Genomic DNA, 24,759 nt, shown 5'->3' with positions numbered 1-24,759 from the left:
CACATCTGTGCCAGGCCGGATCCTGGCGAACTTACGTTACAACGCTTAGTGGTAAGTTCGGCAGTCGTGAGCCGAGCAACCGCTGTCCGATTGTCCCTCCGAAGCCGTGCGCAACGTTCCGCGCTGCGTGCGCTGGGGCGAATGCCCGGCGCTGCACATTCGGCGCTGTCGCGGGCGATGCGCGTGAACAGTGATGGGGAACGGCTGGCTCCTGAGATGGCCGCCATCGGGGCAGCCGCACAGTACGTTCCCGGAGTCGCCCTGATGAGCGGCACCGTCCCCGAGGCTCGGGTCGCCCTCGACCAGTCGTCGACCGCGATGGCGCAGGCCTTCGAGCCGTTCGCCGTGGAAGAAGACCTCCTGATTCCCTCGGACGCCGGACCGATCCCCGCGACCCGGTACCGCGTGGACACAGCAGGTGCTCGGGGACTGATCGTCTTCTATCACGGCGGCGGATTCGTCGTCGGGAGCCGGGCCAGCCACGATTCGCTCGTGCGGGCACTCGCCGTCGCGTCCGGCGCCGACGTGCTGTCGGTGGACTACCGGTTGGCGCCTGAGCACGTCTTCCCCGCAGCGGTCGACGATGCGGTCGCCGCATACCGGTACGCGGTCAGCAGGGCTCAGGACTGGGGTCTGGATCCGCGGAAGACAGCGATCGCCGGGGATTCGGCGGGCGGGAACCTCAGTGCCGTCGTCGCCCAGCAGGTGCGCGATGACGCGATACAGCCGTGTGCACAGCTGCTGATCTACCCGGTGGCAGACTTCTCGCACGAGCGGGCGTCGCGACGGGAGTTCGCGACGGGCCTCTTCCTGACCGGAGAGGAGATCGACTACTTCCGTGACACGTACGTGCCTTCAGCAGATGACTACGACGATCCACGGGTGTCTCCGATCGCCGGCCGCCTCGACGGCCTCCCTCCCGCGCATATCGTGGTCGGCGGATTCGACCCCCTGCGCGACGAGGGGATCGATTACGCGGAAGCCCTCGAACGCGCCGGCGTCACGGTGACGCTCGAACGCGCGAGCGGCATGATTCACGGATTCGTCAACATGGGACTCATCAGTCCGACGGCGCGTGCCGTCGTCGCTCGCCTGGGCGAAGCCGCCGCGAAGGCCATGGACGCGGTGAACTAGACCGTCCCAACCTGGTTCGTCTCCGTCTCGGCGGAGGCCACGCCCATCCGGACCCGGCACTCCGCCGCTCGGTCTCGGGTTTCCGGACGATTCCTGTCCGCTGCATGGGGCATGATCGGATCCATGGCCGATACGACGACGAGAACGCTGAAGCTGCTCGCGCTGCTTCAGGCGCACCGCATGTGGGCGGCCGCCGACCTCGCCGTCCGCCTGGACACCACTGAGCGGACGGTGCGTCGCGACGTCGAACGGCTCCGCGAGCTCGGGTACCCGGTCGAGTCGGTCCGCGGTACGGGTGGCGGCTATCAACTGGCACCCGGTGGGTCGCTCCCTCCGCTCGTCGTCGATGAGGAGGAAGCGGTCGCCATCGTCGCGGCGCTGCGGACCGCGGCCTCCGGCTCCGCGGCCGGCCTGGCCGAGGCGTCCATCCGGGCACTCGCGAAGGTGACCCAGGTCCTGCCTCCGAAACTCCGGCGGCGAGCCGACGCTCTGCGTGCCATGAGCGTGACGATCGACGGAGTCGAGAACGCCCCGACCGTCGACGCGGAGGCGCTCACCACGGCAGCTTTGGCCTGCCGCGATGCCACCGAACTGAGCTTTCACTACGCGCCCGCAGCGCGGGCGAAGAGCTCACCGGGCCGCAGGCGCGTGGAACCCCTGCGGCTGGTTCCGGTGGGGCGTCGTTGGTATCTGCTCGCCTACGATCTCGACCGCCAGGACTGGCGGACCTTCCGTCTCGACCGATTGCATGAGGCCCGACCGGAGAGGCGGCACTTCGCCCCGCGCCGGGTGCCGGGCGACGATCCGGCCGCGTACGTGCGCAACAGTCTTCGGGCAGGTCGCGGTGAGCAGCACACGGTGACGGTCCTCGCGCATACCGGTCCGGATCTGGTCCGCGCACGGATCGGACGCCACGCAGACGTCGAGGACCACCCCGACGGGGCGCTGATCACCCTGCAGGTAGACGACACCCGCTGGATCGCTGTCGCGATGGGCGGTCTCGACGCCGACTACGAGTTCCTGGACATACCGCCCGAGATGCTCCACGAATTGCGGGGACGCAACGCCCGTGAATCACGGGCGCTGTACCTCGCCGGACGGTGACGCCCGGGACCGGACTCTGACGTGCCGACGCTGAACCGCAGCGCCGGCCCATCGCGACCGCTCGTCAGGGAGCCCAGGTGCGAGCGCCCTCGGCGGCCTTCTCAACGACGGTCGTCGCGCGGTGCGCACGGTTCACGGCGGACACCACGGCACGCAGGCTCGCGGTGGTGATCGACGATGCGATGCCCACGCCCCACACGGTCTGGCCGTTGATCTCGGTCTCCACGTACGACGCCGCACTCGCGTCGTCACCGGCGGTCATCGCATGTTCGGAGTAATCCAGAATGCGGACCTCGTAGCCGATCGTCGACAGCGAGTCGATGAACGCGGCGAGCGGGCCGTTGCCGCTGCCGCTGATCTCCTTCTCGACGCCGTCGACCTTCACCGTCGCGGTGATGGTGTCATCTCCGTCTTCGTCCTCCGACGTGTCGAGCTTGCGACGGATGCCCTCCAACGGCGTGATCGGGTCGAGGTACTGGCGGGCGAACTCGTCCCACATTCCCTTGGCGTTGATCTCGCCGCCCTCGCCGTCGGTGAGCTTCTGGATTCCGCGGCTGAACTCGATCTGGAGTCGGCGTGGCAGGTCCAGTCCGTGGTCCGCCTTCATGATGTACGCGACGCCGCCCTTGCCGGACTGGCTGTTCACGCGGATGACGGCTTCGTAGTTACGGCCGACGTCCTTCGGATCGATAGGCAGGTACGGGACCTGCCAGAGCAGGTCCTCCACATCCTTGTCGGCCGTGTCGGCGTCGATCTTCATCTGGTCCAGGCCCTTGTTGATGGCGTCCTGGTGGCTGCCTGAGAACGCGGTGTAGACGAGGTCGCCGCCGTACGGATGGCGCTCGGGAACGTTCAACTGGTTGCAGTACTCGACGGTGCGACGGATCTCGTCGATGTCGGCGAAGTTGATCTGCGGATCGACGCCGCGGCTGAACATGTTCATGCCGAGGGTCACCAGGCACACGTTTCCGGTGCGCTCGCCGTTGCCGAACAGGCAGCCCTCGATGCGGTCCGCTCCTGCCATGTAGCCGAGCTCGGCGGCCGCGACACCCTCGCCGCGGTCGTTGTGCGGATGCAGGCTCAGGATGATCGAGTCGCGGCGGGCGAGGTTGCGGCTCATCCACTCAATGGAATCGGCGTACACGTTCGGAGTCGCCATCTCCACCGTGGCGGGGAGGTTGATGATCATCGGACGTTCCGGGGTCGGAGCGATGACCTCGGTGACCGCGTCGCAGATCTCCTTGGCGTAGGTCAGCTCGGTGCCGGTGTACGACTCCGGTGAGTACTGGTAGCGCCAGTTCGTGTCGGAGTACTTCTTCTGCTCCTCGAGGACGAGGTGCGCGGCGTCGACCGCGATCTTGGTGATCGCCTCCCGGTCGGCGCGGAACACCACGCGACGCTGCAGGATCGATGTCGAGTTGTAGAAGTGCACGATCACGTCCGACGCGCCTTCGCAGGCCTCGAAGGTGCGGGTGATCAGTTCCGGACGGCACTGCGTCAGCACCTGGATGGTGACGTCGTCGGGGATCGCGCCGTCTTCGATGATCTCGCGGACGAAGTCGAAGTCGGTCTGGCTCGCAGACGGGAATCCGACCTCGATCTCCTTGTATCCCATGCGGACCAGCAGATCGAACATGCGGCGCTTGCGGGCCGGGCTCATCGGGTCGATGAGGGCCTGATTGCCGTCACGGAGGTCGACCGCGCACCACAGCGGCGCCTTGTCGATGACCTTCTCGGGCCAGGTGCGGTCGGGCAGGGCTATGCGCTCGACCTCGTCGGTGAAGCTGCGGTAGCGGTGGACGGGCATCGCAGAGGTGCGTTGCGGATTCCAGCTGGGCTGGCCGTCGGGGATGGGACCGGCCGGCTCGACGATGCGGCTCGGTCCGGAAGTGAATGCGTCGGCTGGTGCCATGATTGGTCAATCTCCTGAATCAGAAAAGTGGGGTTGACCGGCGCGTAGAGAGGCCCCGCGACGGAGGGCCGGTCGTGTTAGACCCCGCCGCGGCAACCGAGGAGGAGTGCGCGCTGCATGTCTCGATCGTAGCACCGTGATCCCGGTCGGTTCGAGGAGTCCGGCGCCCCGGTGCGCGATGCCGACACCGGGTGAGACGGTTCAGACGACGTTCTCCGCAGGTGAATGCGAGCCGTCGCGCCCGTGATCGCGCATCACGAACAGCACGACGACGGACAGGAGCGCGAGGAGCGCACCGCCGGTGAGGGCAGCGGCGTGGAAGCCGTCGACGAAGGCCAGCTGCGCAGCTCCGGAGAGCACGTCGCCCGCCGGTCCGAGATCGTCGGCCCGCTTCAGGGTCTCGCCGAGAGAGTCGGCGAATCCGTATCCGTCGTCCCGCGACAGGAAGACCGCCGTCGCGAGGGAACCGAGGAGGGCGAGACCGAGCGCGGTGCCCAGCTCGAAACTGGTCTCCGAGATACCGGACGCCGCCCCGGACTTCTCCGGTGGTGCGGAGCCGACGACCACGTCGGATACGAGCGAGAACTGGATTCCGAACCCGACGCCGGCGATCGCGGTCAGTGTCATGAAGATCCACAGCGCGCTCGACGTGCTCAACGCCAGCAAGCCGATGTTCGCGATCGCTGCCAGCAGGACGGATCCGGCGAGAGCGAACCGGATGCCGATCCGTCGGGTGAGGCGGTTCGCGTACACGGAGAAGACCGCGATCGTGACGGCCATCGGGATGCCCGCGAGCGCAGCCACGAGTACGTCGTGGCCGAGCACCGACTGGAGGTACACGTTGGCGAGGTAGGCGATCCCGCCCTCGGACATCATGCCGACCAGTGCGATCGCCAGCGCGGCGCAGGTAGCGGGATCACGGAACAGTGACAGCGTGAGAAGCGGTGCGCGCGAGCGCCGTTGGTGCCAGATGAACGCGGGCAGCATCACGATCCCGACGACCCCGGTGATGACGGCGGTCGTCGTGATCCCCTCGGCGGCGAAGGTCTTCACCGCGTAGACGGCGGGCAGGATGCCCAGCAGGGAGAGAACGACTCCGACGAAGTCGAAGGGATCGGTGCGCGCCGCCCGGAACTCGGGGAGAAGGGACGGTCCGGCGAGGAAGAGGACCGCGAGGACCGGCACGTTGATCAGGAAGACGATTCCCCACCAGAACTGGTGCAGCAGAAGCCCGCCGATGACCGGTCCGATCGCCGCGCCGCCCGCGAATGCGGCGGTCCACACGCCGATCGCCCGACCGCGCTCATCGGGACGCCGGAACATGTTGGCGATCAACGAGAGGCTCGCCGGCATCAGAGTCGCGCCGCCGATGCCCATGAGCGCGCGTGCCGCGATGAGGGCCCCAGCGCTCGGGGCGAACGCTGCGATCGCCGACGCGATCCCGAACAGGGCAGCGCCGGCGAGGAGGATCCGGCGCCGCCCGATGCGATCGCCGACGTTGCCCATCGTGATGAGGAGCCCGGCGATCATGAACCCGTAGATGTCGAGAATCCACAGCTGGTTCGTCGCTGAGGGATCGAGAGCGTCGCTGATCGTCGGCATCGCCAGATACAGAACGGAGAAGTCCATCGAGACGAGGAGCACGGGCAGCTGCAGAACGAACAGGCCGAGCCATGTCCGGCGTGATGCCGCCGGGGGAGTCGATCCGTCGGCGGCCGCGGAGGACGTCATGCTGCACTCCTGACGGCGTGGCGGGTGGATGCGACCAGGTCAGGCTACGCGTGGAAGCGGGAGTCGGCGAGCCGGTGCGGGCCGCGACGACGGTGCGGGCGCGTCCTCAGATGGCGAAGTCGAAGACCGTCAGCATGTAGGCGCCGAACCACGCCGACAATAGGCAGATCCCGACGGCGATCGAGATCGCCGCCATCCGGGACGCACGTGCGAGACGGAGCGCGATGGGGATCAGCAGCACGAACGCCGGCAGCAGCAGCCGCGGTCGCGACGGCATCAAACCGCTCGACAGTAGAACGGATGCGGTCACCAGGACGCCGTACATCAGGACCGGCCAGGGAAGCCGGTCGACGAATGACCACACCAGTAATGCGAGGGTCGCGATGACGAGGAGCGCGCTGAGGATCGACACCGCGTCCAAGGCGCCCGTGAGGGACTCGTACAGGAACTGAACCGTTGCTTCTCCACCGTCGAAACGAGTGCCCCAGCCGTGCGTCTGGATGCGAAACCATCCGGACGGCGATCCGGTCTTCGCCCACACGACGCACATGTACGTCACGTAACCGAGTGGTGCGAGGATGCCCGCGATCCACGCTCGCGTGCCGTTCCGGCGGGCCAGCGTGGCGGCGAGCATGACGACGAGGACGACCGCGATGCCGGTCGGCCGGACGAGTCCGACGGCCAACGCGCTTAAACCGGCGATCAGCCATCGCTCATCGAGGATCCCGACGAGAGCCCATGCGGCGAGCGCGCAGAACAGGGCCTCGGTGTACGTCATAGAGAGAACGACGCCCATCGGTGCGGCCGCGAAGAGCACGACGAGCAGGTTGCCGGCGTTGCGGGCCGTGCGCTCCGAGGCGCCCGAGCGCATCCGCTGTGCGCAGATCGTGCCCAAGCGCGCCACCGCGACGGCGGCGAATGCGCCGACGACCACGTTGACCGCCAGTGCCGCGCCGAACGGCGTGACGAACGGGAGCGTCGCGATCGCACCCACCGTGAGCGGGTAGCCGGGGAAGAAGGCGTACGCCGTCGTATCGGTGTGCAGCCCCTGGGCGTCCGTCGCGGACTCCGGGACACCGTCGTAGCCGAACTCCGCGATGTTCAGCATCCATTCGCCGTCCCACTGGGTTAGCGCTGTGCCGAGGGGGACGTCGTGAAGGGTGCCGAACCATGCGAGGACGAGCACGCCGACGAGGCGAACGATCAGGTAGACGACCACCGCCGCGACGGCGGGTGTCCACCGGAATGCGAATTTCATCCCGGACGATGCTACGGGTCAGTCGCGCCGTCGATCCTGGCCGCCATCTGGGGGTTGCCTGGGAGTTGTGGGCGTCACAGGATTCTGTGGCAGCTACGACACGGCTGACGGGACCGGTAAGGTTGACCCCTGACCGAAGAACGCTCTCGATGAAGCGTAGAAGCGAAGAAAGGTGCACAACGTGGCACTGGTGGTCCAGAAATACGGTGGCTCGTCCGTTGGGGATGCCGAACGCATCCGCAAGGTTGCCGAGCGCATCGTGGAGACCAAGCGCGCAGGTAACGACGTTGTGGTGGTCGTTTCTGCGATGGGAGACACCACAGACGAACTGCTCGATCTGGCGGAGCAGGTGACCGACGATCCACCCGTGCGTGAGATGGACATGCTCCTCACCTCGGGCGAGCGGATCTCCAACGCGCTCGTTGCGATGGCGATCGAGTCCCTCGGTGAAGAGGCGCAGTCCTTCACCGGCTCACAGGCGGGCGTCATCACGACGTCCAGCCACGGCAAGGCCAAGATCATCGACGTCACGCCCGGACGTGTCCGCGGCGCACTCGACGACGGCAAGATCGTGCTCGTGGCCGGGTTCCAGGGTGTCTCGCAGGACACCAAGGACGTGACCACGCTCGGCCGCGGCGGCTCGGACACGACAGCCGTCGCCCTCGCGGCCGCCCTGGAGGCGGATGTCTGCGAGATCTACACCGACGTGGACGGCATCTACACGTCGGATCCGCGCATCGTCTCCAACGCTCGGCGGCTCGACAAGGTCTCCTTCGAGGAGATGCTCGAGCTCGCGGCGTGCGGTGCCAAGGTTCTGATGCTGCGGTGCGTGGAATACGCACGTGCCTACAACGTTCCCGTTCATGTGCGCTCGTCGTACTCGAAAATCCCGGGCACCCTGGTGTCCGGCTCTATGGAGGACATTCCCGTGGAAGAAGCGATTCTCACCGGTGTTGCGCACGATGACAGCGAAGCGCAGGTCACCATCGTCGGCCTCGAAGACAAGCCGGGCTACGCCGCCAAGGTGTTCCGCGCAGTCGCCGACGCCGAGATCAACATCGACATGGTGCTGCAGGGCGTCTCGAGAGTCGACACCGGCAAGACCGACATCACCTTCACCATGCCGAAGGAACTCGGACCGGTGGCGGTCGAGGAACTCGGCAAACTGAAAGACGAGATCGGCTTCGTCGAGGTTCTGTACGACGACAACATCGGCAAGGTGTCGCTCGTCGGTGCGGGCATGAAGAGCCACCCGGGCGTCACGGCGACGTTCTGCGAGTCGCTGAGCGACGCCGGTATCAACATCGAGCTGATCTCGACCTCCGAGATTCGCATCTCGGTTCTCGTCAGCGACGACGACCTCGACAAGGCCGTTCAGGTGCTGCACGAGGCCTTCGATCTCGGCGGCGACGAGGAAGCGGTCGTCTACGCAGGAACAGGGCGGTAACTGACATGGGCGTGAAACTCGGAGTGGTGGGTGCGACCGGTCAGGTCGGCGGCGTCATGCGTCAGATTCTGGCCGACCGGAACTTCCCGGTCGACGAGATCCGGTTCTTCGCATCGCCGCGTTCGGCAGGCAAGAAGCTCCCATGGGGCGACGGCGAGATCGAGATCGAGGACGCGACGACCGCGGACCCGACCGGCCTCGACATCGCGCTGTTCTCGGCGGGCGGTTCCATGTCGAAGGTGCACGCCCCCCGCTTCGCGGAGGCAGGCGTCACCGTGATCGACAACTCGTCGGCGTGGCGCAAGGACCCCGATGTGCCGCTGGTGGTGGCCGAGGTGAACGGCGAACTCGCCAAGAACCCGCCGAAGGGCATCGTCGCGAACCCGAACTGCACCACCATGGCGGCGATGCCGGTACTGAAGGCGCTGCACGATGCGAAGGGCCTCAACCGCCTCATCGTCTCCACGTACCAGGCCGTCTCGGGTAGCGGACTCGCAGGTGTGGCCGAGCTCGCCGGTCAGGTTCGCAAGGGCGTCGACGACGTCGAGAAACTGGTCCACGATGGCAGCTCTGTCGACTTCGGTGAGCCGGAGAAGTATGTTGCTCCGATCGCGTTCAACGTGGTCGCGCTGGCCGGCGACATCGTCGATGACGGCTCGGAGGAGACCGACGAGGATCAGAAGCTGCGCAACGAGTCGCGCAAGATCCTCGACCTGCCCGATCTGCTCGTGAGCGGCACCTGCGTGCGCGTCCCGGTCTTCACCGGGCACTCGCTGTCGATCAATGCGGAGTTCGACCAGTCCGTCACGCCGGAGGAGGCTCGCAAGATCCTCGGTGATGCCGCGGGCGTCAAGGTCGTCGACGTACCGACTCCGCTCGACGCAGCCGGCGGCGACGTCTCGCTCGTCGGTCGCATCCGTCAGGATCCGGGCGCCCCGGAGGGGCGTGGTCTGGCGCTGTTCGTCGCGGGCGACAATCTGCGCAAGGGTGCAGCTCTGAACACGGTGCAGATCGCGGAACTGCTGGTCTGAGTTGTCTTCACACGAATGGCGGCGTCGTATCGACGCCGCCATTCGTCGTCTGCGACGGGTTCACACCGCTGCGTGAGCTACTCGCCGGGGTCTAAGCGCGGTGACCCGGATTACATGTAACCGCGAGTGTGCACTACATTGCTTTCATGAGAAAAACTCGGGGAACTGTCTCAGGTTCAGCTGCTTATAGTCCACGCCGGCGTCGGATCCGATCTGCGGTAGCCGTTCTCGCCGCGTCGGTTACCGCCGCGGGGCTCGTCACGGTAGGTGCGACCAGCACTGCGGACGCTGCGGGCAACTTCTACAACCCGCCGTCGACGTTCGACTCGGACCCGGGCTCGATCATCCGGAGTCAGTCATCGCCGCTGCTCCTGCAGATCCCGGGAGTCAAGAACCAGTGGCCCGGTACGGCGACCCGGATCATGTACACCTCCACTCGGCAGGATGACAAGCCGGTCGCCGTGACCGGCACCGTGGTCGAGCCCACCGCGAAATGGAACGGCAAGGGCGAACGTCCGACGGTCGTGCTCGGCCCGGGCACCATCGGGCAGGGCGACCAGTGCGCAGGCTCCAAGATGATGAGCTTCCCGCTGAGCATCGACCCGTTGAAGCCGAGTCTCGGCGTCAACTACTCGGCGCTGGAGATGAACCTGCTGCTGATCAACGGCGTCCGCGTCGTGATGACCGACTACATCGGCATGGGGACGCCCGGCATCCACACATATGTGAACCGCCTGGAATCAGGTCGCGCGATGCTCGATGCAGCGCGGGCCGGTCTGAAGTTCGCGAAGGCGCCGAAGGATGCGCCAGTCGGATTCTCCGGTTACTCGCAGGGCGGCGGAGCAGCGGCATCGGCAGCCGAGCTGGCATCCGATTACGCATCGGACCTCAACGTCAAGGGGACGTACGCGGGCGCGCCGCCTGCCGACCTCAGCAAGGTGATCAACAGGATCGACGGCACGTTCATCGCCGGTGCGATCGGCTATGCGATCAACGGTCTCGATGCTCGATACCCCGAGCTGGCTCCGATTCTCAAGCGGGAGACCAACGCACACGGCCGTCAGGCACTGAAGCAGGTCGCGACGCAGTGCATCGCCGACACCGGACTGGCCTTCGGCTTCCAGCGCACCAAGGACTGGACGCGCAGTGGGAAGTCGCTGGGTGAGGTCGTCAAGGGGATTCCGAAGGCCCAGAAGATGATCGACGATCAGCGAATCGGGAAGCTCAAGCCGAACGCACCGGTGCTCCTCTCGAGTGGCTTCAACGACGACGTCATCCCGCACGGTCAGGTCGCGCAGTTGTACCGCGACTGGAACAAGCAGGGTGCGGACGTGAAGCTGACCAATAACTACACCCCGCCGATCTTCCCGGGGCTGACGCTCAATCATGTGCTGCCGATGCTCGACAAGCTCGTGCCGTCGACCAACTTCCTGTTGACGCAGTTCGATAGCTGACCCGCCCGGTTCGCATCTCCGGACCGGATGAGGGGCCGATCGAGGAACGCCCCGACAGTCCTTCACGCACCGGTGGCGGCGTCTTGACGACGCCGCCACCGGTGCTTCGGTCTGTGCAGGGCAGGAGCTTTTGACGTGAGATAGCCCATATGTGGACGATGGTGCGCGGTAGGTTTCCATCCATGAGAAAACCGCACAGTTCCGTCATGCGATCGTCGGCGACGCATTCGCGTACGAGTCGGATCCGGCCGGGAATGGCGGTGCTCGTCGCCGCGGTCACTGCAGTCGGGCTGCTCTCCGGACCGGGCGGTGATGCGGGCGCCGCCGGCGATTTCTACACGCCGCCCTCGAAGTTCGACGACGATCCCGGGTCGGTCATCCGCACCCAGGCGCAGTCGCTCCTGCTGCAGATCCCGGGGATCGGCAATCAATGGCCGGGTGACGCCAAGCGCATCATGTACACATCGACGCGGCAGAACGGTGATCCGGTGGCGGTGACCGGCACCGTCGTGGAGCCGACCGCGAAGTGGAGAGGCGAAGGCGAACGTCCCACGGTGGTGATCGGTTCGGGCACCGTGGGGCAGGGCGATCAGTGCGCGAGCTCCAGGATGCTGAGCTTCCCGCTGAGCATCGATCCGCACAAGCTGAGTCTCGGCGTCAACTACACGGGGCTGGAGATGTACCCGCTGCTCCTCAACGGGGTGCGGGTGGTCACCACCGACTACATCGGAATGGGGACCCCGGGGGTCCACACGTACTTGAACCGCCTCGAGTCCGGTCGCGCGATGCTCGACGCCGCACGCGCGGGTCTCTCGGTGGCGGATGCGCCGCCGGATGCGCCCGTCGGCTTCTCCGGTTACTCGCAGGGCGGCGGTGCCGCAGCCTCGGCCGCCGAACTCGCCTCGGCGTACGCGCCGGGACTGAATATCAAGGGCACCTACGCAGGTGCGCCGCCCGCCGACCTGAGCAAGCTGATCAGCAAGATCGACGGAACGCTCATCGCGGGAGCTAACGCATACGTGATCAACGGGATCGCCGCGGGGTACCCGAGTGCGGCCTCGGTCCTGAAGCGACAGTTCAATCGGCGCGGCCGCCAGGCGTCCAAGGACGCTTCCACACAGTGCATACCGGACACGCTGGCGGCTTTCGGGTTCCAGAACACACGTGAGTGGACGCGCAGCGGAACGTCGCTCGCCGCCGTGGTGCGTGACACCCCGGTGCTCGAGAAGATCGTCGATGACCAGCGAATCGGCCGCATGAAACCGAACGCCCCGGTCCTGATCTCGATAGCGAACAACGACGATGTGGTCCCGGCGGGACAGGTTGTGCAGCTCTATCGTGACTGGCGCGCGAAGGGCGCCGATGTGACGCTGACGCGTGACTACGCGCCGCCGATCCTCCCCGGCATGGTCATCAACCACGGGTGGCCGATGCTCGGCAAGCTGCCCTCGGCGATCAGCTTCATGCTCGGGCAGTTCAACAGGTGACGCCGGCGCCGCGCATTGCCAACCCGTATGGGCCGACTTCTCGTCGCGATCGGTGAAACTCTGCCGATTACGGGTTGGCAATGCGAACCTGACCGAATGAAGGCCGTATTTCGATCACTCGCCGTCGCGTCAGGGGTGACGCTGACCCTTGGACTGATCGGCGCCTCTCCTGCACCGGGGACACCGGGGAACCTCCCCGGTCTCGGTCCGGCGGCCACGTCGCTGATGCACGGCGACGTCGAGTCCACCGACAGCACACCGCTTCCCGGGCCGGGGCGTGGCGGGCGCCTGGCCGCGTCGAGCGTGCCCGGAGGGGTCTGCGCCGCCACCTTCGTCGGCAGTGACGGTTATCCGGTCTCGTTGTGCACCGCGTATCTGGACGGCAGCCCGCCGCAGATCGCGACGCCGGTCGTCACGCTCTTCCATCCGAAGACGGCGCAGGTTCTCGCGAAGCTGCCGCTAGCCAAGGGCGGGCTGCTCGGCGGCGTGTACGGCTACCTCGACGATGAGGATCGTGTCGTGGTGGCCGACGGTACCGGCGCGATACTGCGCGTCGGCCACCACCGCACGGCATCGGGATGGAAGCTGACCGTCGACGACCGGACGGATGCATCGAGGCACCTCGGCGGCGACGGGATCACCGGCCTCGCGCCCGACTACCGGGGTCGCACCTGGTTCGCGACCACGAACGGGGTGATCGGAACGGTCGGGACAGCGGGTCGGATCGCAACCACGCGCCTGCCGGAAGGCGAAGCTCTGGGCAATGGGCTGACCATTCATCGCGGCGGGGCGTCCGTCCTGACCACGCACGCGCTGTACGAGATGCGGGCGGGCGCCGACGGGGTTCCTCGCACGGTGTGGCGTCGCGCCTACGACCGTGGCGCGGCACGCAAACCCGGCCAGCTCACCTGGGGATCGGGGACGACGCCTACGTACTTCGGTCCGGGTGGCGACTCGTGGGTGGCGATCGTCGACAACGCACCGGTTCCGAAGCTGCACGTCCTGCGTGCCGCCGACGGGTCGACGGTGTGCACCACTCGCGCGTTCGCGGAGTCCCCGCAGGGCACCGAGAACTCGCCGATGGCATGGGGCAGCAGCCTGGTGATTCCCAGTACCTACGGATTCCAGTACCCGCCGATGGCGGTGACCGGCGACAGCCGTCCGGCGACGGCGCCGTTCCGCGGGGCGATGACGCGCATCGACGTGGTGAACGGGGAGTGCAAGCGAGCCTGGAGCAGCCACGACCGGATGGCGACCCTGCCCCGTCTGTCACGCGAGGACGGTCTCATCCACGCCCTCGCCTACGGTCCGTACCGCGGTGGCCCGCAGCAGCTCGGCCCGGTGAATTACGTAGGGGTCGACTTCGCGACCGGTAAGCGGGTGGTCTCGAAGAAGGTGGGCGACGCTCCGCTGGATGAGCCGATGCAGCTCACCGGCATGATCGGCCCGGGCGGAGTCCTATGGCAGGGCACCGTCGGGCGCATGCTGAAGGTCGGACGGTAGGCGCCGTGCCGGGCCGGCGCCCACCGTCGGGCAGGCAGACCGGCAGCGAGCGTATGCGATTATCGTCCCCATGACCTTCTCCGACGTGCCCGGCGACGACCCGGACCGCATTCCGACGCAGGCGGAACTCGATGCCGAAGACCTCGCCGAGATCGCGCGGAAGTCGAAGGACGCCGAACTGCGTAACCGTTACCCCGCGCGCCCCGTGGATCCGGGTGAGCCGCCGCGCGCGCTGGTCCGCGACGCGCGCATAGCGTGGGCGCTGGCGGCGGTCGCCGGACTCGTCTGGATCGTCTACGGCTTCACGCATCTGTCCCAGATCACCGATCTGCTGAGTGATCGTCTCCGTCCCGGTCTGGAGAACGTGCCGGACGTCGATCCAGTGGAGAAGGCTGGATCGATGGCCGAGTTCTGGCCGCTCGCGTTTCTCATCGGGCTGCCGATCGCCGTCGCGCTGAGTTGGCCGCTGCTCGTCTGGATCGAGCGCGGTCACAGCCGCAATGTGCGGAACGTCTACCTGTCGGTGACCGTCGTCCTCCTGTTGTTCGTCCCGGTTGCTGCGGACCTGCTGCTGAACTACCCGGAGATGTCCGGGTGGGTCCGCGCGTTCGCGTGGGTGCAGTTCGGTCTGCTCATCCTGTCGGCGTTGATGACCATGCGACGCAGCGTGAGTGACTGGCTTCCGCCGTCGACTCGCGTCCGGCCCATACGGGTCGCTCGCGGCGAGTAGGTTGGGGGCCGTGCGCCGGTCGCAAGTCGGCGTCGACACCCGATGAAGGAGACAACGATGACTGTGACACCCGTGTACCGAGTTTCGTCGACCTCGCGCGGCGGCGGCCGTGACGGTGAGGTGGTGTCGGAGACCGGACGCATCGATCTGACCCTGGCGCCGCCGACCGAGATGGGCGGCAAGGGTGATGGCAGCAACCCCGAGGAGCTCTTCTCGGCAGGCTGGGCCGCCTGCTTCATGGGCGCTCTGCGCAACGTCGCGAAGAAGCAGGGTGCCACTGTGCCCGAGGGGTCCGAGGTCAAGGTGACCGTCGGGATCGGCAAGGATGACACCGACGACGGGTTCGGTCTCACCGCCGACATCGACGTCTACCTGCCGGGTCTGGAGACCTCGCAGGCCAACGAGCTGGCCCTTGCCGGCCACGGCTTCTGCCCGTACTCGAAGGCCACCCGCGGCAACGTTGTGAGCACCGTCACGTCCCGCGTCTGAGGGGCCGGGGTGTGACTCGCATCTCGACGCTCGGCCGGTAGCGTGGCTCACGTGAATAACTGGGTGCCCGTTGCATACATCGGCCTGATCGCGGCGACGGTCGCCACGATCGCATTCGTGGCGTACCGCCAGCGCGAGTCCGCGGCTCTGCTGCGCGATGCGGAGCTGGCGGCCAGACTGCGGAGCCTCGCCGACGGAGACGTCGTCCGGTTGGCGGCCGTCGAGGAGTTCGAGGTGAGCGTCTACCGGCGCCTGTTCTACAGCTCGGTGGTGGGCCCGCGCGTTCGCAGTGCGGCGTGGGCCCTCCTCGGCGCCGTTCTCGCCGCCGCCGGTGTGCTGGCGCTCAATGACGAGGACGGGATCACCGCCCTCGTCGTGTGGGGAGTGCTCCTCGCCGTGGCGGTCGTGTTCCTGGCCGCAGCCTTGGCGTTCGCGGGTCTCGCCGTGTTCAGCGCCGCGACAACGCCGCGGGTGTCGTTCACCGAACCGGACGCAGCGGCAGACGAATGAGCGAACGGCGGTCGACGCAAGGTCGTCGGCCCCGCAGTGAAGCCGCCGTAACCGGCTCCGGGCGGGATCCGTTCGGAGGCACGGACGCCGGGCTGACGAAGCGCCGGGGCCTCGCGGTGGGGATCCTGGTCGTCGTCGCACTGCTGGCGGCATCGTCCGGGATCGTGGAATCAGGCGCTGGACGCGATCGTTCGCCGGTCCTCGCCGAGCGTTCGGTGACCGTCGTGTCGGACGAAGGCGTGCCTCGCGCGGTGTCGGTGAGTCGGAGTCTCTTCGATTCGGCGACGGAGGCGGTCGTGGTCCCCGCGGGCGCTGCCACCGCCGACATCCAGCGGGGCGAGGAGATCGCCGAGCGAGGTCGTCTCCCGATGTTCGCCGTCGACGACGCCGGCGCCGCAGCGGTAGCCGACGAACTGGAACGTCTCGGTGTTCGCCGGGTGATCGGACTCGGGGGCGCAACTCCCGATCTCGGTGTCCCCGTCGAGAACGAGGACGCAGCGGACGACGGCTCATCCGCGGTCCCATCGGCAGCAGCCGCGCAGAATCCGATGGCGCTGGTGCTCGACGACGACCGCGCTGCCGTCGCCACCGCCGAATCCGCCGGAGTCGCAGTGGTTCCCGTCCCGGTGGCGGATCCGCGTGCCAACGGGGCGTCGGTGGCCGCGCTCAAGAGCGACGTCGGTGCACCGGTGCTCGCCTTCGGCACCGAGTTCGGCACTCGGCAGGAGGTGGAGGAGCGGATCGCGCTGGCGCGGTCGGTCCCGGAACTGTCCGGTGGCGGGCAGATCGTGTTCCCCGGGCGTCGTATCGTCGCACTGTACGGCTCGCCGGGGGTGCCCGCGTTGGGTCCGCTAGGAGCCCAGGGTATCGAGGCGTCGATCAAGCGGGCTCGTCACGCTGCGCGGAAGTACGACAAGGTATCCGATGCCCCGGTCGTACCCGCGTTCGAGATCATCGCGACAGTGGCGTCCGCCGATCCCGGATTCCGGGGTCAGTACACGAACGTCGTCGATCCGAAGCGACTGCGCCCCTGGGTGGACGCTGCTCGTGCGGCCGGCGTCTACGTGACGCTCGATCTGCAGCCCGGCCGCATGGACTTCCTCACCCAGGCCAAGATGTACCGCGATCTGCTTCTGGAGCCGCACGTCGGCCTCGCGCTCGATCCCGAGTGGCGACTCAAGCCCGACCAGCAGCACCTGACCCAGATCGGTGCGGTGGAACCGGCGGAGGTCAACCGGACGTCGGATTGGCTGGCCGGCCTCGTTCGCGACAATCACCTGCCGCAGAAGGCCTTCGTTCTGCACCAGTTCGACGCGGCGATGCTCGGCGACCGCAGCAAGCTCGATGTGTCCCATCCGGAACTCGCGACGGTGGTGCACGCGGACGGGCACGGGATCCCGTCGGTGAAGATGCAGACCTGGCGACGGATCGTCAACGGTTTGCCTCCGAACGTGTGGCTGGGCTGGAAGAATTTCTACACGGAGGACACGCCGATGTTCTCCCCGGCTCGCACGCTCCGTGTACGACCGGAACCCTGGTTCATCTCGTACCAGTAGTCGTCCGACACCGGAGTAGGTGGCGCCTGTGACCGTTCAAGCCGAAGATCTCGCGGACGTGGTGGATCGGTCCGCGAGCCGCGATCCGTTGGGGATCCTCACCGACCAGGACGCGTCGAGGATCCCCGAACTGGTGCCGGTCCGGCACGATCGGATGAGTGCGAATCCGTTCACGTTCTACCGGGGTGCGGCTGCAGTGATGGCATCCGATCTGGCGGCGACCCCGCACAGCGGTGTCATCACGCAGTTGTGCGGCGACGCGCACCTCAGCAATTTCGGGATGTTCAACTCCCCGGAGAGACGGATGGTGTTCGATCTCAACGACTTCGACGAAACCCATCCCGGTCCGTTCGAATGGGACGTCAAGCGGCTCGCCGCCAGCATGGTCGTCGCTGCACAGGAGAACGGGTTCGATGAGCGCACTGCCCGCTCGTGCGCGAAGGCAGCCGCGAAGACGTATCGCAGGACGATGCAGGCGAGTGCGGACAAGACAGGGCTGGCGTCGTGGTACGACAACGTGGCCGCGACCGACATCAGCGCCGACATCGGGGATCGCTTCGACACGGCGGGCGCGTCGAGCACACAGAGGATGCTGAAGAAGGCGAAGCACCGGGACAGCGCGCAAGCCCTCTCGAAACTCTGCTACTTCGATCTCGCGGGAGCGCACATCAAGAGCGACCCGCCGCTGCTGGTGCCCGCCGAGGAGGCGATTCCCTCGATGTCACGGAACGACCTGCACGAGAGGTTCACCGACGGTTTCGAGCGCTACGCGCAGACCCTGCCCGATCATGTCGCGACGTTGTTCGGCCGATACTCGCTCATCGAAGCGGCTCGCAAGGTGGTCGGCGTCGGCAGTGTCGGAACCCGTTGCTGGATAGCGTTGTTCAGCGGACCGGGGACTGCCGACCCGCTGTTCCTTCAGTTCAACGAAGCGAAGCAGTCGGTTCTGGCCGAGTACGTGCCGGGTTACGCGTACGACCAGGAAGGTCGGCGGGTGGTGTTCGGTCAGCAGCTTCTGCAGGCGTCGAGCGACATCTTCCTCGGCTGGGTGTCTACGAGGTCGTTCGCCGGCGTCTCCGCGGACTTCTACGTGCGGCAGCTTCGTGACGGAAAGGGCTCGGTCGTGACCGAGGCGCTGTCCCCGAAGGGGATGAAGTACTACGGTCGCCTGTGCGGCGAGGTCCTCGCGCAGGCACACGCTCGCACCGCCGCGCGCAACGAGATCGCCGGGTATCTGGCGGAGGCGGGTAAGGCGTTCGACCAGGCGATCGCCGACTTCTCCCTCGAGTACAGCCGGCTGAACGCCGCTGATCACGTCGAGATGGTCGAAGCGATCGAGCGGGGCGCGATGAGTGCGGCGTCACTGTGAAACTGCTGGTGAGCAGCCGATTTAGTACTTGCAGGTGGCTCGTTGTAGGCTGTATCAGGTTGGACACGGGGTGTGGCGCAGCTTGGTAGCGCGCTTCGTTCGGGACGAAGAGGTCGTGGGTTCGAATCCCGCCACCCCGACGCTAGGTTGAGATAGCAGAAGAGGCCCTCGGACTGCGGAGACGCAGACCGGGGGCTTCCTCGTTTCGCAACCTTCACGCATACGGACGTGGGTGGGGTCGGTAGGCAGAGGTGGTGGACGTCAGTCGTAATCGACAGAGAGCGACGCAGACGTCGGATGTGCCTGGCACGTGAGGACGTAGCCGGCCTCGACCCGTCCCTTGTCGAGTGCGAAGTTCTGGTCCATCTTCGCGGTACCGGACACTACCTTGGCAATGCATGTCCCGCATGCTCCGCCCATGCAGGCGTAGGGGGCGTCGAGGCCACCCCGGAGTGAGGCTTCCAGGAGGGAGTCTCCGGACGCCACCTCGACCTTGTGGCCGACTCCAGACAAGGTGACGGTCGCCGTGGCGGCGGTGCCGCCATCCGGCTTGCCGCTCCGTTGGACGCCGTGGAACAGTTCGATGTCCACGCGGTCGTCCGGAACGCCCTGCTTGACCAGGCTGCTGTAGAGGGTGGTGGTCATCTCCGCTGGTCCGCACAGGAACCAGCTGTCGACCGAATCCAGGTCGTCGCGCAGGAGCCTGGTGATCAGGTCGATATCGATTCGACCCTGAAGGTCTGCAGGGTGTTTCTGCTCAGCGGATCTGATGTGGAACACGCGAAGCCGATCCGCATAGCGGTGCTCGAGGGCTCGTAGCTCGTCGACGAACATTGTGGTGTCGACGGTCCGGTTCCCGTAGAAGAGCGTGCAGCGAGTCTCGGTCTGGATTTCCAATGTGGTGCGAACGATCGAAAGGATCGGCGTGATACCGCTCCCGCCGGCGACGGCAACGATGTGATCGCGCGCCAGTGCATCGAGCTGTGGTCCGAAATTGCCGGTCGGGGTCATCACCTCGAGCGAGTCCCCTGCTGAGAGTGATTCGACTGCGTAATTGGAGAACGCCCCGCCGGGAACCCGCCGAACAGCGATGGCAACGTCGCCTGACGCTGATGACGTGCACAACGAATAATTGCGGCGAATCTGTGCACCGCCGACGGTGTGCCGGATGGTGATGTGCTGTCCCGGTCGGAAGGCGAATTGGTCGCGGAGGTCGGCGGGCACGTCGAGCGTGAGTTCGACACTGTCTGCGGTGAGGCGCCGCACCTCTGCCACTGGGATGGTGTGGGCGGTCGCGCGGGTAGCGGTGGAGCCGGCCGGAACCCTCACCGGTAGCAGCGGAGCTAGTTGCCCGTTGAGGCGTTTCCACTCGTCGTAGCTCCCGGCGTCCAGTTCCTTGCCGAACGCGGTGATGAGCGCCGCGTCCCGATCGAGGTAGGCCTGCTCGTTCTTGCGCCAGGCCGCGACGTATCGATAGAAGGGGATGGAGGGGTGGAGGTGGTGGACGAGATGGTAGTTCTGCGACAGCATCAACGGCGTGAGAACCCACTCGCCACCGACTCTGTTTCGCGTTGCGCGGTAACGGTTCTCGCGCTGTGTGTCAGGTAGATCATGATGCGGCAGCCAATCGAACCACCACGCCAGTACGAACATCGCGACTCGCTCGGGAATCAAATAGACCACAGCCAACGTCCACAGGTGCCCGGTCATCGTCGCGCCGACTATGCAGGCGACCGCCAGTGCGGCGAGGCCGATCGTCTCGATCACCTCTCCTCGTGGGCGCCGGTTGATGTTCCTGAGAACGAACCTGACGTAGGGGAGATCCATGGCTGGGAACCGAAAGGGCAACTGCCACCGCGGACTGCCGCTGATGAAGTGATCGGGATCGGAGGCGCCGTCGTTCGTGTTTCGGTGGTGCGATATGTGGATGAACGAGAACGACTTGAACGAGATCAGCGGTGAGACGAAGAACATCGAGACTCGGCCGAAGGCCACGTTGACCCAGCGGCGAGTGCTGATCGAATAGTGCGACGCGTCATGAAGAACGGTGAACAGCACGAAGATCGATGCGGAGCTGAGGGCGATGGTTGCGACGCCGGGTAACACGCCGGTGAGCGCCGCCCACGTGGAAACGCCAAAGGTTCCGATACCGAGTGCGAGTATCCCGACGATCGGCCAGGAGATGGCAGGTACTCGTTCACCGGTATCAGGTAGGGGCACCGCGGCACTGTCTGTGCCACCTCGATGTTCGAGCATGTTCGCCATTGTCGACACTCCTCTGTGCTGTGTGACTCAGACGCTAAGCGCGTCACGACGGGGGAACAAGGCTGCCGCCGCACACTGAAATGTGCTCTGCGCACATTTACGAGGCGACAGCGGCGCCGGAAATCGCTATTAGCGGAGAATCAGTTGTGCTGATTGTCAGATCAGTTCCGGTGACGTGGTCGGAGAGGAGGTACGATTCTTGCCGTGGTGACTTACCCCCGTATGCGCCGTGACTCGTGAGCGGCCCACGACACGAATCGGTCCTGGCGGGCGAGCAGGCGAAGGCTTTGACGACGTCGCTTCAGGCGAACGCCTCCGACCTGGCAGACGCGATGCTGGACTACATAGTCGTCCGACTTCCGGAGGTCGTCATCGACGACGAGATCCGCGGTCTCACTCTCGGCTCGTGCTCGTCGAACATCGAAGCGGCGCTGTCGATGGTGCGACACGGCATCGATGTGTCGGCCGCGCGGGCACCGGTGACCGCCCTGGAGCATGCACGAGCCATGGCTGCACGGGGCTACAGCGTCGATGTCATATTGCGGTTCTACCGGCTCGGTCACGAGTTCTTCGTCGAGCAACTCAGCGAGGGACTCGACACTGCCGGTTACAGCGCCGCCGAAGCGCTCACCGTATTCTTCGAGCTCGAACGGTTCTTGCTGAGGTACATCGACCGCATCTCGAGTCAGATCGCCAGTGAATACGTTGCCACCCTGAGTCGGCGACAGAACGAGGTGCGGATCGAACGCGCAGACGTTGTGCGGGAACTCCTCGCGGACGAGCCCGTCGACCCGGCCCGCGCCGAGCGTGTCCTGTCGCACCGCCTGACGGGTCGGCACCTCGCTCTGATCTGTTGGTCCGACGAACCCGGACGCGACCTCGAAAGGGTCGTTCAGAAGACAGCGGCAGCGCTCGGTGCCGGTCGGGCCCTCACCATCTCCGAAGGTCCCACGACGGTCTGGGGGTGGATGAATGTCACGGGTCAGGTGCTGCCGACTGCGATGAACACGAGCCGGCTGAACGATCTGGATTCGTACGTTCACATCGCATTCGGGTCCGTGCATGTCGGCGCGGCGGGGTTCAGAACTTCCCATCTCGAAGCCACGCGGGCCCGGCGAGTCGCCGAGATCGCGGATCGACCGGCGCCGGCAGCGGTCCACTTTCGAGACGTGTCTCTGGCGGACGCGTTGTCTTATGACCTCGACGCCGCACAGAGATTCGTCAAGGCGGAGCTGGGTGATCTCACTGCGGACGGGGCGGCGGAGCGAGACGAGCGGGCGACGCTGTCGGCGGTGCTCAATGCACGCGGAAGTCTGGTGAAGGCCGCCCAGGCTCTCGACATCCATCGCAACACTGTGCTGCAGCGATTACGGCGAGCCGAGAAGAAGGTCGGTAGATCCAGCGCGGACCGGGTCGCGGAGACTCACGCAGCTCTGGTGCTCGTCGACGTGCTCGGGCGGCGCGCCCTGCAGAACGACCGATGAGTCTCGTGCGGCTACGAGGCCGTCGATACGTCGGCACCCGAATGTCCTGACGGCACCGTGTCCTTCGGGTGTCCGGGCAGGAAGACGGCGGCGACGATCGCTCCGAGCAGGGTGACTCCTGCGGCGACATACGAACCGGCGGCGAGACCGTCGAGAAACGCGCTGTCCGCTGCATCAGTGAGCGTTTGTGCCGTTCGACTGTCGCCTGCCGCGTCGATCTGACCAGCCGCGACCATTGCGGCCCCGACCGATTCCTCGACTGTGGCCTTCACGTCGGTCGGCAGACGCTGCGCGACGCCGGAGTCGGCGAAGCCGGAGGAATACAGCGAGGCGTAGACGCTGCCGATCACCGCGACGCCGAGGGTGCCGCCGACCTCGCGGGTGGCGTCGTTCATCGCGGATCCGATGCCGGCCTTGTCGCGGGGACCGCGCCCATGATCGCCTCGGTCGCGGGCGCGGAGGTGAGCCCCAGCCCAAGTCCGAGCGGGATCATCTGCAAGGCGATCTCCAGGTAGCTGGTCGATTGACTCACGGTCGCGATCCACAGGAACGCGACCGTGAAGAGCGACAGCCCTGCAGTCACCACGGCTTTGTTGCCGAGGCGGACGGCGAGACCTGTTCCGAGTATCGATCCCGCGGCAATCGACGCGGCGACCGGGATGAGCTTCAACCCCGTTTCGAGAGGTGGGTATCCCCGGACGAGTTGGAAGTACTGCGTGATGAGGAAGATGAATCCGAACAGTGCGAAGTAGGCGAACGTGACCGACGCGCTGGCGGCGGTGAATCGCATGTTGGTGAACAGCTTCACGTCGATCATCGGCTCGTCGCGAGCACATTCCCAGAACATTAGGAGCGCGAACAGCGCGATCGCGAGGACGAACCCGGTCACGGTCATGGTGTCTGCCCAGCCGCGATCCGGAGCTTCGGTCACGGTGAAGACGAGCGTTCCGACCGCGAGGACCGAGAGCACCAGGCCGCCGTAGTCGATAGGCGGTGTCGCCGGGTCACTCGAGGTGGTGACGACGGACGCGGCCGCGACGATGGAGACTGCCGCGGCGATGGCCAGAGCGAGGAACACGCTGCCCCACCAGAACGACTCGAGCAGCCAACCGCCGAGGATCGGGCCGCAGGCCACCCCGAGTCCTGTTGTCGCGCCCCAGATTCCGATGGCTTTCGCCTTGGTTCGCTCGGTGAATACGCCGTGTGCGGCCGCATACCGATTCATCGTGCGACGTAAACGGACGATCGGTCTGCTCGCGCTGGTAGCGAACCTGACCGTCGTTGGTCTGGCAGGGCTCGTACGTCAGGAATCAGCCCTGCACGCCGACGAGGCTGGGCAGAGTCACGTCGATGTCGGCGTCCGAGCCGCCGTGCGAGACCGGCGTCAGAGTGAGGAGAGTGGCTTCGGGCCGGCAGCTGAAGCGTGCGGGAGCATACGGCGACGTGCCCAGGCCCGCGCTGACATGCAGAGCCATCGCGGCGCCCCAGCGCGACAACCCCTTCACCCGGGTGCGATCGAGGCTGCAGTTGGTCACGAGCGCGCCGTAGCCCGGCACGCACAGCTGCCCGCCGTGCGTGTGGCCGGCCATGACGAGATCGTAGCCGTCGTCGGCGAAGGCATCGAGGACCCGTGGTTCGGGCGAATGGGTCAGTCCGAGACGCAGTTGAGCGAGCGGATTGGGTCGTCCGGCGACAGTCTCGTAACGGTCGCGCTCGATGTGCGGGTCGTCGACGCCCGCCGCTGCCACGCGCACCCCGCCCGCCTCGATCTCGCGAACCGTGTGCGTGGCGTCGAGCCAGCCGCGTTCGCTGAACGCCGCGCGCAGGTCCTGCCAGGGGAGCGGTTCGCCGTGCGTGCGCGTGTGATCGGATTTGAAGTACTTGAGCGGGTTTTTCGGCTTCGGGCCGAAGTAGTCGTTGGAACCGAAGACGAAGAGGCCGGGTCGGGCGAGCAGCCCGCCGAGCGACTGGATGACCGCGGGGACGGCGCTCGGATGCGCGAGATTGTCACCGGTGTTGATCACCAGATCCGGTTCCAGCGAGTCCAGTTCGGAGATCCACGCCTGCTTCAGATGCTGATGCGGCGTCATGTGAATATCGCTGATGTGCAGGATCCGGAGCGGCGACGAACCCGGCTCAAGCAGCGGCGCGCTCACATGACGGAGCGCGAACGCATTCCGTTCGATCACCGTCGAGTAGACGAGCCCCGCCGCTGCGGCACCCGCGGCGCCGGCGCCGAGCCGGGCGATACGTGACGCTGAGAGATTCGTTCCGGAAACCGAGTCCATGGAATCC

Annotated in this window: 20 protein-coding genes and 1 tRNA gene; 14 read left to right on the top strand and 7 right to left on the bottom strand. The window is 66.4% G+C overall.

Features of this window, described 5'->3' with window-relative positions:
- Positions 1-66: 66 nt before the first annotated feature.
- Both FO044_RS13770 and FO044_RS13765 read left to right on the top strand, forming a co-directional pair.
- The gene (locus FO044_RS13770; protein ID WP_132992430.1) at positions 67-1,134 is read left to right on the top strand and encodes an alpha/beta hydrolase; all 1,068 of its coding nucleotides are present in this window, start codon (positions 67-69) and stop codon (positions 1,132-1,134) included.
- 123 nt (positions 1,135-1,257) lie between these two features.
- Positions 1,258-2,238, top strand: coding sequence for a helix-turn-helix transcriptional regulator (locus tag FO044_RS13765; RefSeq protein ID WP_132992429.1), 981 nt, complete (start codon positions 1,258-1,260; stop codon positions 2,236-2,238).
- Positions 2,239-2,302: 64 nt separating this feature from the next.
- Here the strand turns inward: FO044_RS13765 and leuA are convergent, their stop codons facing one another.
- The 3 genes from leuA to FO044_RS13750 all read right to left on the bottom strand — a co-directional run bounded on the left by leuA (position 2,303) and on the right by FO044_RS13750 (position 7,139).
- Positions 2,303-4,150, bottom strand: coding sequence for a 2-isopropylmalate synthase (gene leuA / locus FO044_RS13760; protein ID WP_132992428.1), 1,848 nt, complete (start codon positions 4,148-4,150; stop codon positions 2,303-2,305).
- A 201-nt stretch (positions 4,151-4,351) separates the two neighbouring features.
- Complete coding sequence (locus tag FO044_RS13755) at positions 4,352-5,881, bottom strand: MFS transporter (protein ID WP_132992427.1); 1,530 nt, start codon at positions 5,879-5,881, stop codon at positions 4,352-4,354.
- A gap of 106 nt (positions 5,882-5,987) precedes the next feature.
- Positions 5,988-7,139: a hypothetical protein gene (locus FO044_RS13750; protein ID WP_132992426.1), complete on the bottom strand. Its 1,152-nt coding sequence runs from the start codon at positions 7,137-7,139 to the stop codon at positions 5,988-5,990.
- A gap of 181 nt (positions 7,140-7,320) precedes the next feature.
- On the opposite strand from FO044_RS13750, the gene FO044_RS13745 reads away from it, so the two are divergent.
- From FO044_RS13745 to FO044_RS13695, 11 genes are all read left to right on the top strand, one after another.
- A complete protein-coding gene (locus tag FO044_RS13745; RefSeq protein ID WP_132992425.1) occupies positions 7,321-8,586 on the top strand; it encodes an aspartate kinase in 1,266 nt (421 codons plus the stop codon).
- Positions 8,587-8,591: 5 nt separating this feature from the next.
- On the top strand, positions 8,592-9,617 hold the full coding sequence (locus FO044_RS13740) for an aspartate-semialdehyde dehydrogenase (RefSeq protein WP_132992424.1): 1,026 nt from the start codon (positions 8,592-8,594) through the stop codon (positions 9,615-9,617).
- Positions 9,618-9,763: 146 nt separating this feature from the next.
- Entirely contained in the window at positions 9,764-11,071 is a 1,308-nt protein-coding gene (locus tag FO044_RS13735; protein WP_132992423.1) for a lipase family protein, read from the top strand.
- 206 nt (positions 11,072-11,277) lie between these two features.
- A complete protein-coding gene (locus tag FO044_RS13730) occupies positions 11,278-12,558 on the top strand; it encodes a lipase family protein (RefSeq protein ID WP_132992422.1) in 1,281 nt (426 codons plus the stop codon).
- 96 nt (positions 12,559-12,654) lie between these two features.
- Positions 12,655-14,061 carry a hypothetical protein gene (locus FO044_RS13725; RefSeq protein WP_235831364.1) on the top strand — a complete coding sequence of 469 codons (1,407 nt, stop codon included), beginning with the start codon at positions 12,655-12,657 and terminating at the stop codon, positions 14,059-14,061.
- Between the two features lie 70 nt (positions 14,062-14,131).
- On the top strand, positions 14,132-14,791 hold the full coding sequence (locus FO044_RS13720) for a hypothetical protein (protein WP_132992421.1): 660 nt from the start codon (positions 14,132-14,134) through the stop codon (positions 14,789-14,791).
- Between the two features lie 57 nt (positions 14,792-14,848).
- Positions 14,849-15,280 carry an organic hydroperoxide resistance protein gene (locus tag FO044_RS13715; protein WP_132992420.1) on the top strand — a complete coding sequence of 144 codons (432 nt, stop codon included), beginning with the start codon at positions 14,849-14,851 and terminating at the stop codon, positions 15,278-15,280.
- A 51-nt stretch (positions 15,281-15,331) separates the two neighbouring features.
- Positions 15,332-15,790: a hypothetical protein gene (locus FO044_RS13710; protein ID WP_132992419.1), complete on the top strand. Its 459-nt coding sequence runs from the start codon at positions 15,332-15,334 to the stop codon at positions 15,788-15,790.
- Positions 15,787-17,346 (top strand): hypothetical protein, encoded by a 1,560-nt coding sequence (locus tag FO044_RS13705; protein ID WP_235831363.1) that lies wholly within the window; start codon positions 15,787-15,789, stop codon positions 17,344-17,346. The genes FO044_RS13710 and FO044_RS13705 overlap by 4 nt, the downstream gene beginning before the upstream one ends.
- A 28-nt stretch (positions 17,347-17,374) precedes the next feature.
- A complete protein-coding gene (locus tag FO044_RS13700) occupies positions 17,375-18,715 on the top strand; it encodes a DUF2252 domain-containing protein (RefSeq protein WP_132992418.1) in 1,341 nt (446 codons plus the stop codon).
- Positions 18,716-18,781: 66 nt separating this feature from the next.
- A tRNA-Pro gene (locus FO044_RS13695) sits at positions 18,782-18,855 on the top strand.
- Positions 18,856-18,976: 121 nt separating this feature from the next.
- Here the strand turns inward: FO044_RS13695 and FO044_RS13690 are convergent.
- The gene (locus tag FO044_RS13690) at positions 18,977-20,980 is read right to left on the bottom strand and encodes a fatty acid desaturase (protein WP_132992417.1); all 2,004 of its coding nucleotides are present in this window, start codon (positions 20,978-20,980) and stop codon (positions 18,977-18,979) included.
- A gap of 236 nt (positions 20,981-21,216) precedes the next feature.
- On the opposite strand from FO044_RS13690, the gene FO044_RS13685 reads away from it, so the two are divergent.
- Positions 21,217-22,464 (top strand): PucR family transcriptional regulator, encoded by a 1,248-nt coding sequence (locus tag FO044_RS13685; protein WP_235831362.1) that lies wholly within the window; start codon positions 21,217-21,219, stop codon positions 22,462-22,464.
- An 11-nt stretch (positions 22,465-22,475) separates the two neighbouring features.
- On the opposite strand, the gene FO044_RS15175 is transcribed toward FO044_RS13685, so the two are convergent.
- The 3 genes from FO044_RS15175 to FO044_RS13675 form a co-directional block, all read right to left on the bottom strand.
- Positions 22,476-22,859: a hypothetical protein gene (locus FO044_RS15175; protein WP_235831361.1), complete on the bottom strand. Its 384-nt coding sequence runs from the start codon at positions 22,857-22,859 to the stop codon at positions 22,476-22,478.
- Entirely contained in the window at positions 22,856-23,689 is an 834-nt protein-coding gene (locus tag FO044_RS13680; RefSeq protein WP_235831360.1) for an MFS transporter, read from the bottom strand. Before FO044_RS13680 ends, FO044_RS15175 begins: the two co-directional genes overlap by 4 nt.
- 85 nt (positions 23,690-23,774) lie before the next feature.
- Complete coding sequence (locus FO044_RS13675) at positions 23,775-24,752, bottom strand: metallophosphoesterase (RefSeq protein ID WP_132992416.1); 978 nt, start codon at positions 24,750-24,752, stop codon at positions 23,775-23,777.
- Between the last annotated feature and the right edge of the window lie 7 nt (positions 24,753-24,759).

The sequence above is a fragment of the Gordonia zhaorongruii genome, assembly GCF_007559005.1.
Lineage (GTDB): Bacteria > Actinomycetota > Actinomycetes > Mycobacteriales > Mycobacteriaceae > Gordonia > Gordonia zhaorongruii.
The sequence above is the reverse complement of the archived record's forward strand: the minus strand, read 5'-3'. Positions and strand labels throughout refer to the sequence as shown.

What these genes read in the sequence shown, in the direction of transcription:
- FO044_RS13765 (WP_132992429.1), top strand. Translation starts at nt 1,258, where the DNA reads ATGGCCGATACGACGACGAGAACGCTGAAGCTGCTCGCGCTGCTTCAG.
- leuA (WP_132992428.1), bottom strand. Translation starts at nt 4,150, where the DNA reads ATGGCACCAGCCGACGCATTCACTTCCGGACCGAGCCGCATCGTCGAG.
- FO044_RS13755 (WP_132992427.1), bottom strand. Translation starts at nt 5,881, where the DNA reads ATGACGTCCTCCGCGGCCGCCGACGGATCGACTCCCCCGGCGGCATCA.
- FO044_RS13750 (WP_132992426.1), bottom strand. Translation starts at nt 7,139, where the DNA reads ATGAAATTCGCATTCCGGTGGACACCCGCCGTCGCGGCGGTGGTCGTC.
- FO044_RS13740 (WP_132992424.1), top strand. Translation starts at nt 8,592, where the DNA reads ATGGGCGTGAAACTCGGAGTGGTGGGTGCGACCGGTCAGGTCGGCGGC.
- FO044_RS13735 (WP_132992423.1), top strand. Translation starts at nt 9,764, where the DNA reads ATGAGAAAAACTCGGGGAACTGTCTCAGGTTCAGCTGCTTATAGTCCA.
- FO044_RS13730 (WP_132992422.1), top strand. Translation starts at nt 11,278, where the DNA reads ATGCGATCGTCGGCGACGCATTCGCGTACGAGTCGGATCCGGCCGGGA.
- FO044_RS13725 (WP_235831364.1), top strand. Translation starts at nt 12,655, where the DNA reads ATGAAGGCCGTATTTCGATCACTCGCCGTCGCGTCAGGGGTGACGCTG.
- FO044_RS13720 (WP_132992421.1), top strand. Translation starts at nt 14,132, where the DNA reads ATGACCTTCTCCGACGTGCCCGGCGACGACCCGGACCGCATTCCGACG.
- FO044_RS13715 (WP_132992420.1), top strand. Translation starts at nt 14,849, where the DNA reads ATGACTGTGACACCCGTGTACCGAGTTTCGTCGACCTCGCGCGGCGGC.
- FO044_RS13705 (WP_235831363.1), top strand. Translation starts at nt 15,787, where the DNA reads ATGAGCGAACGGCGGTCGACGCAAGGTCGTCGGCCCCGCAGTGAAGCC.
- FO044_RS13690 (WP_132992417.1), bottom strand. Translation starts at nt 20,980, where the DNA reads ATGGCGAACATGCTCGAACATCGAGGTGGCACAGACAGTGCCGCGGTG.
- FO044_RS15175 (WP_235831361.1), bottom strand. Translation starts at nt 22,859, where the DNA reads ATGAACGACGCCACCCGCGAGGTCGGCGGCACCCTCGGCGTCGCGGTG.
- FO044_RS13680 (WP_235831360.1), bottom strand. Translation starts at nt 23,689, where the DNA reads ATGAATCGGTATGCGGCCGCACACGGCGTATTCACCGAGCGAACCAAG.
- FO044_RS13675 (WP_132992416.1), bottom strand. Translation starts at nt 24,752, where the DNA reads ATGGACTCGGTTTCCGGAACGAATCTCTCAGCGTCACGTATCGCCCGG.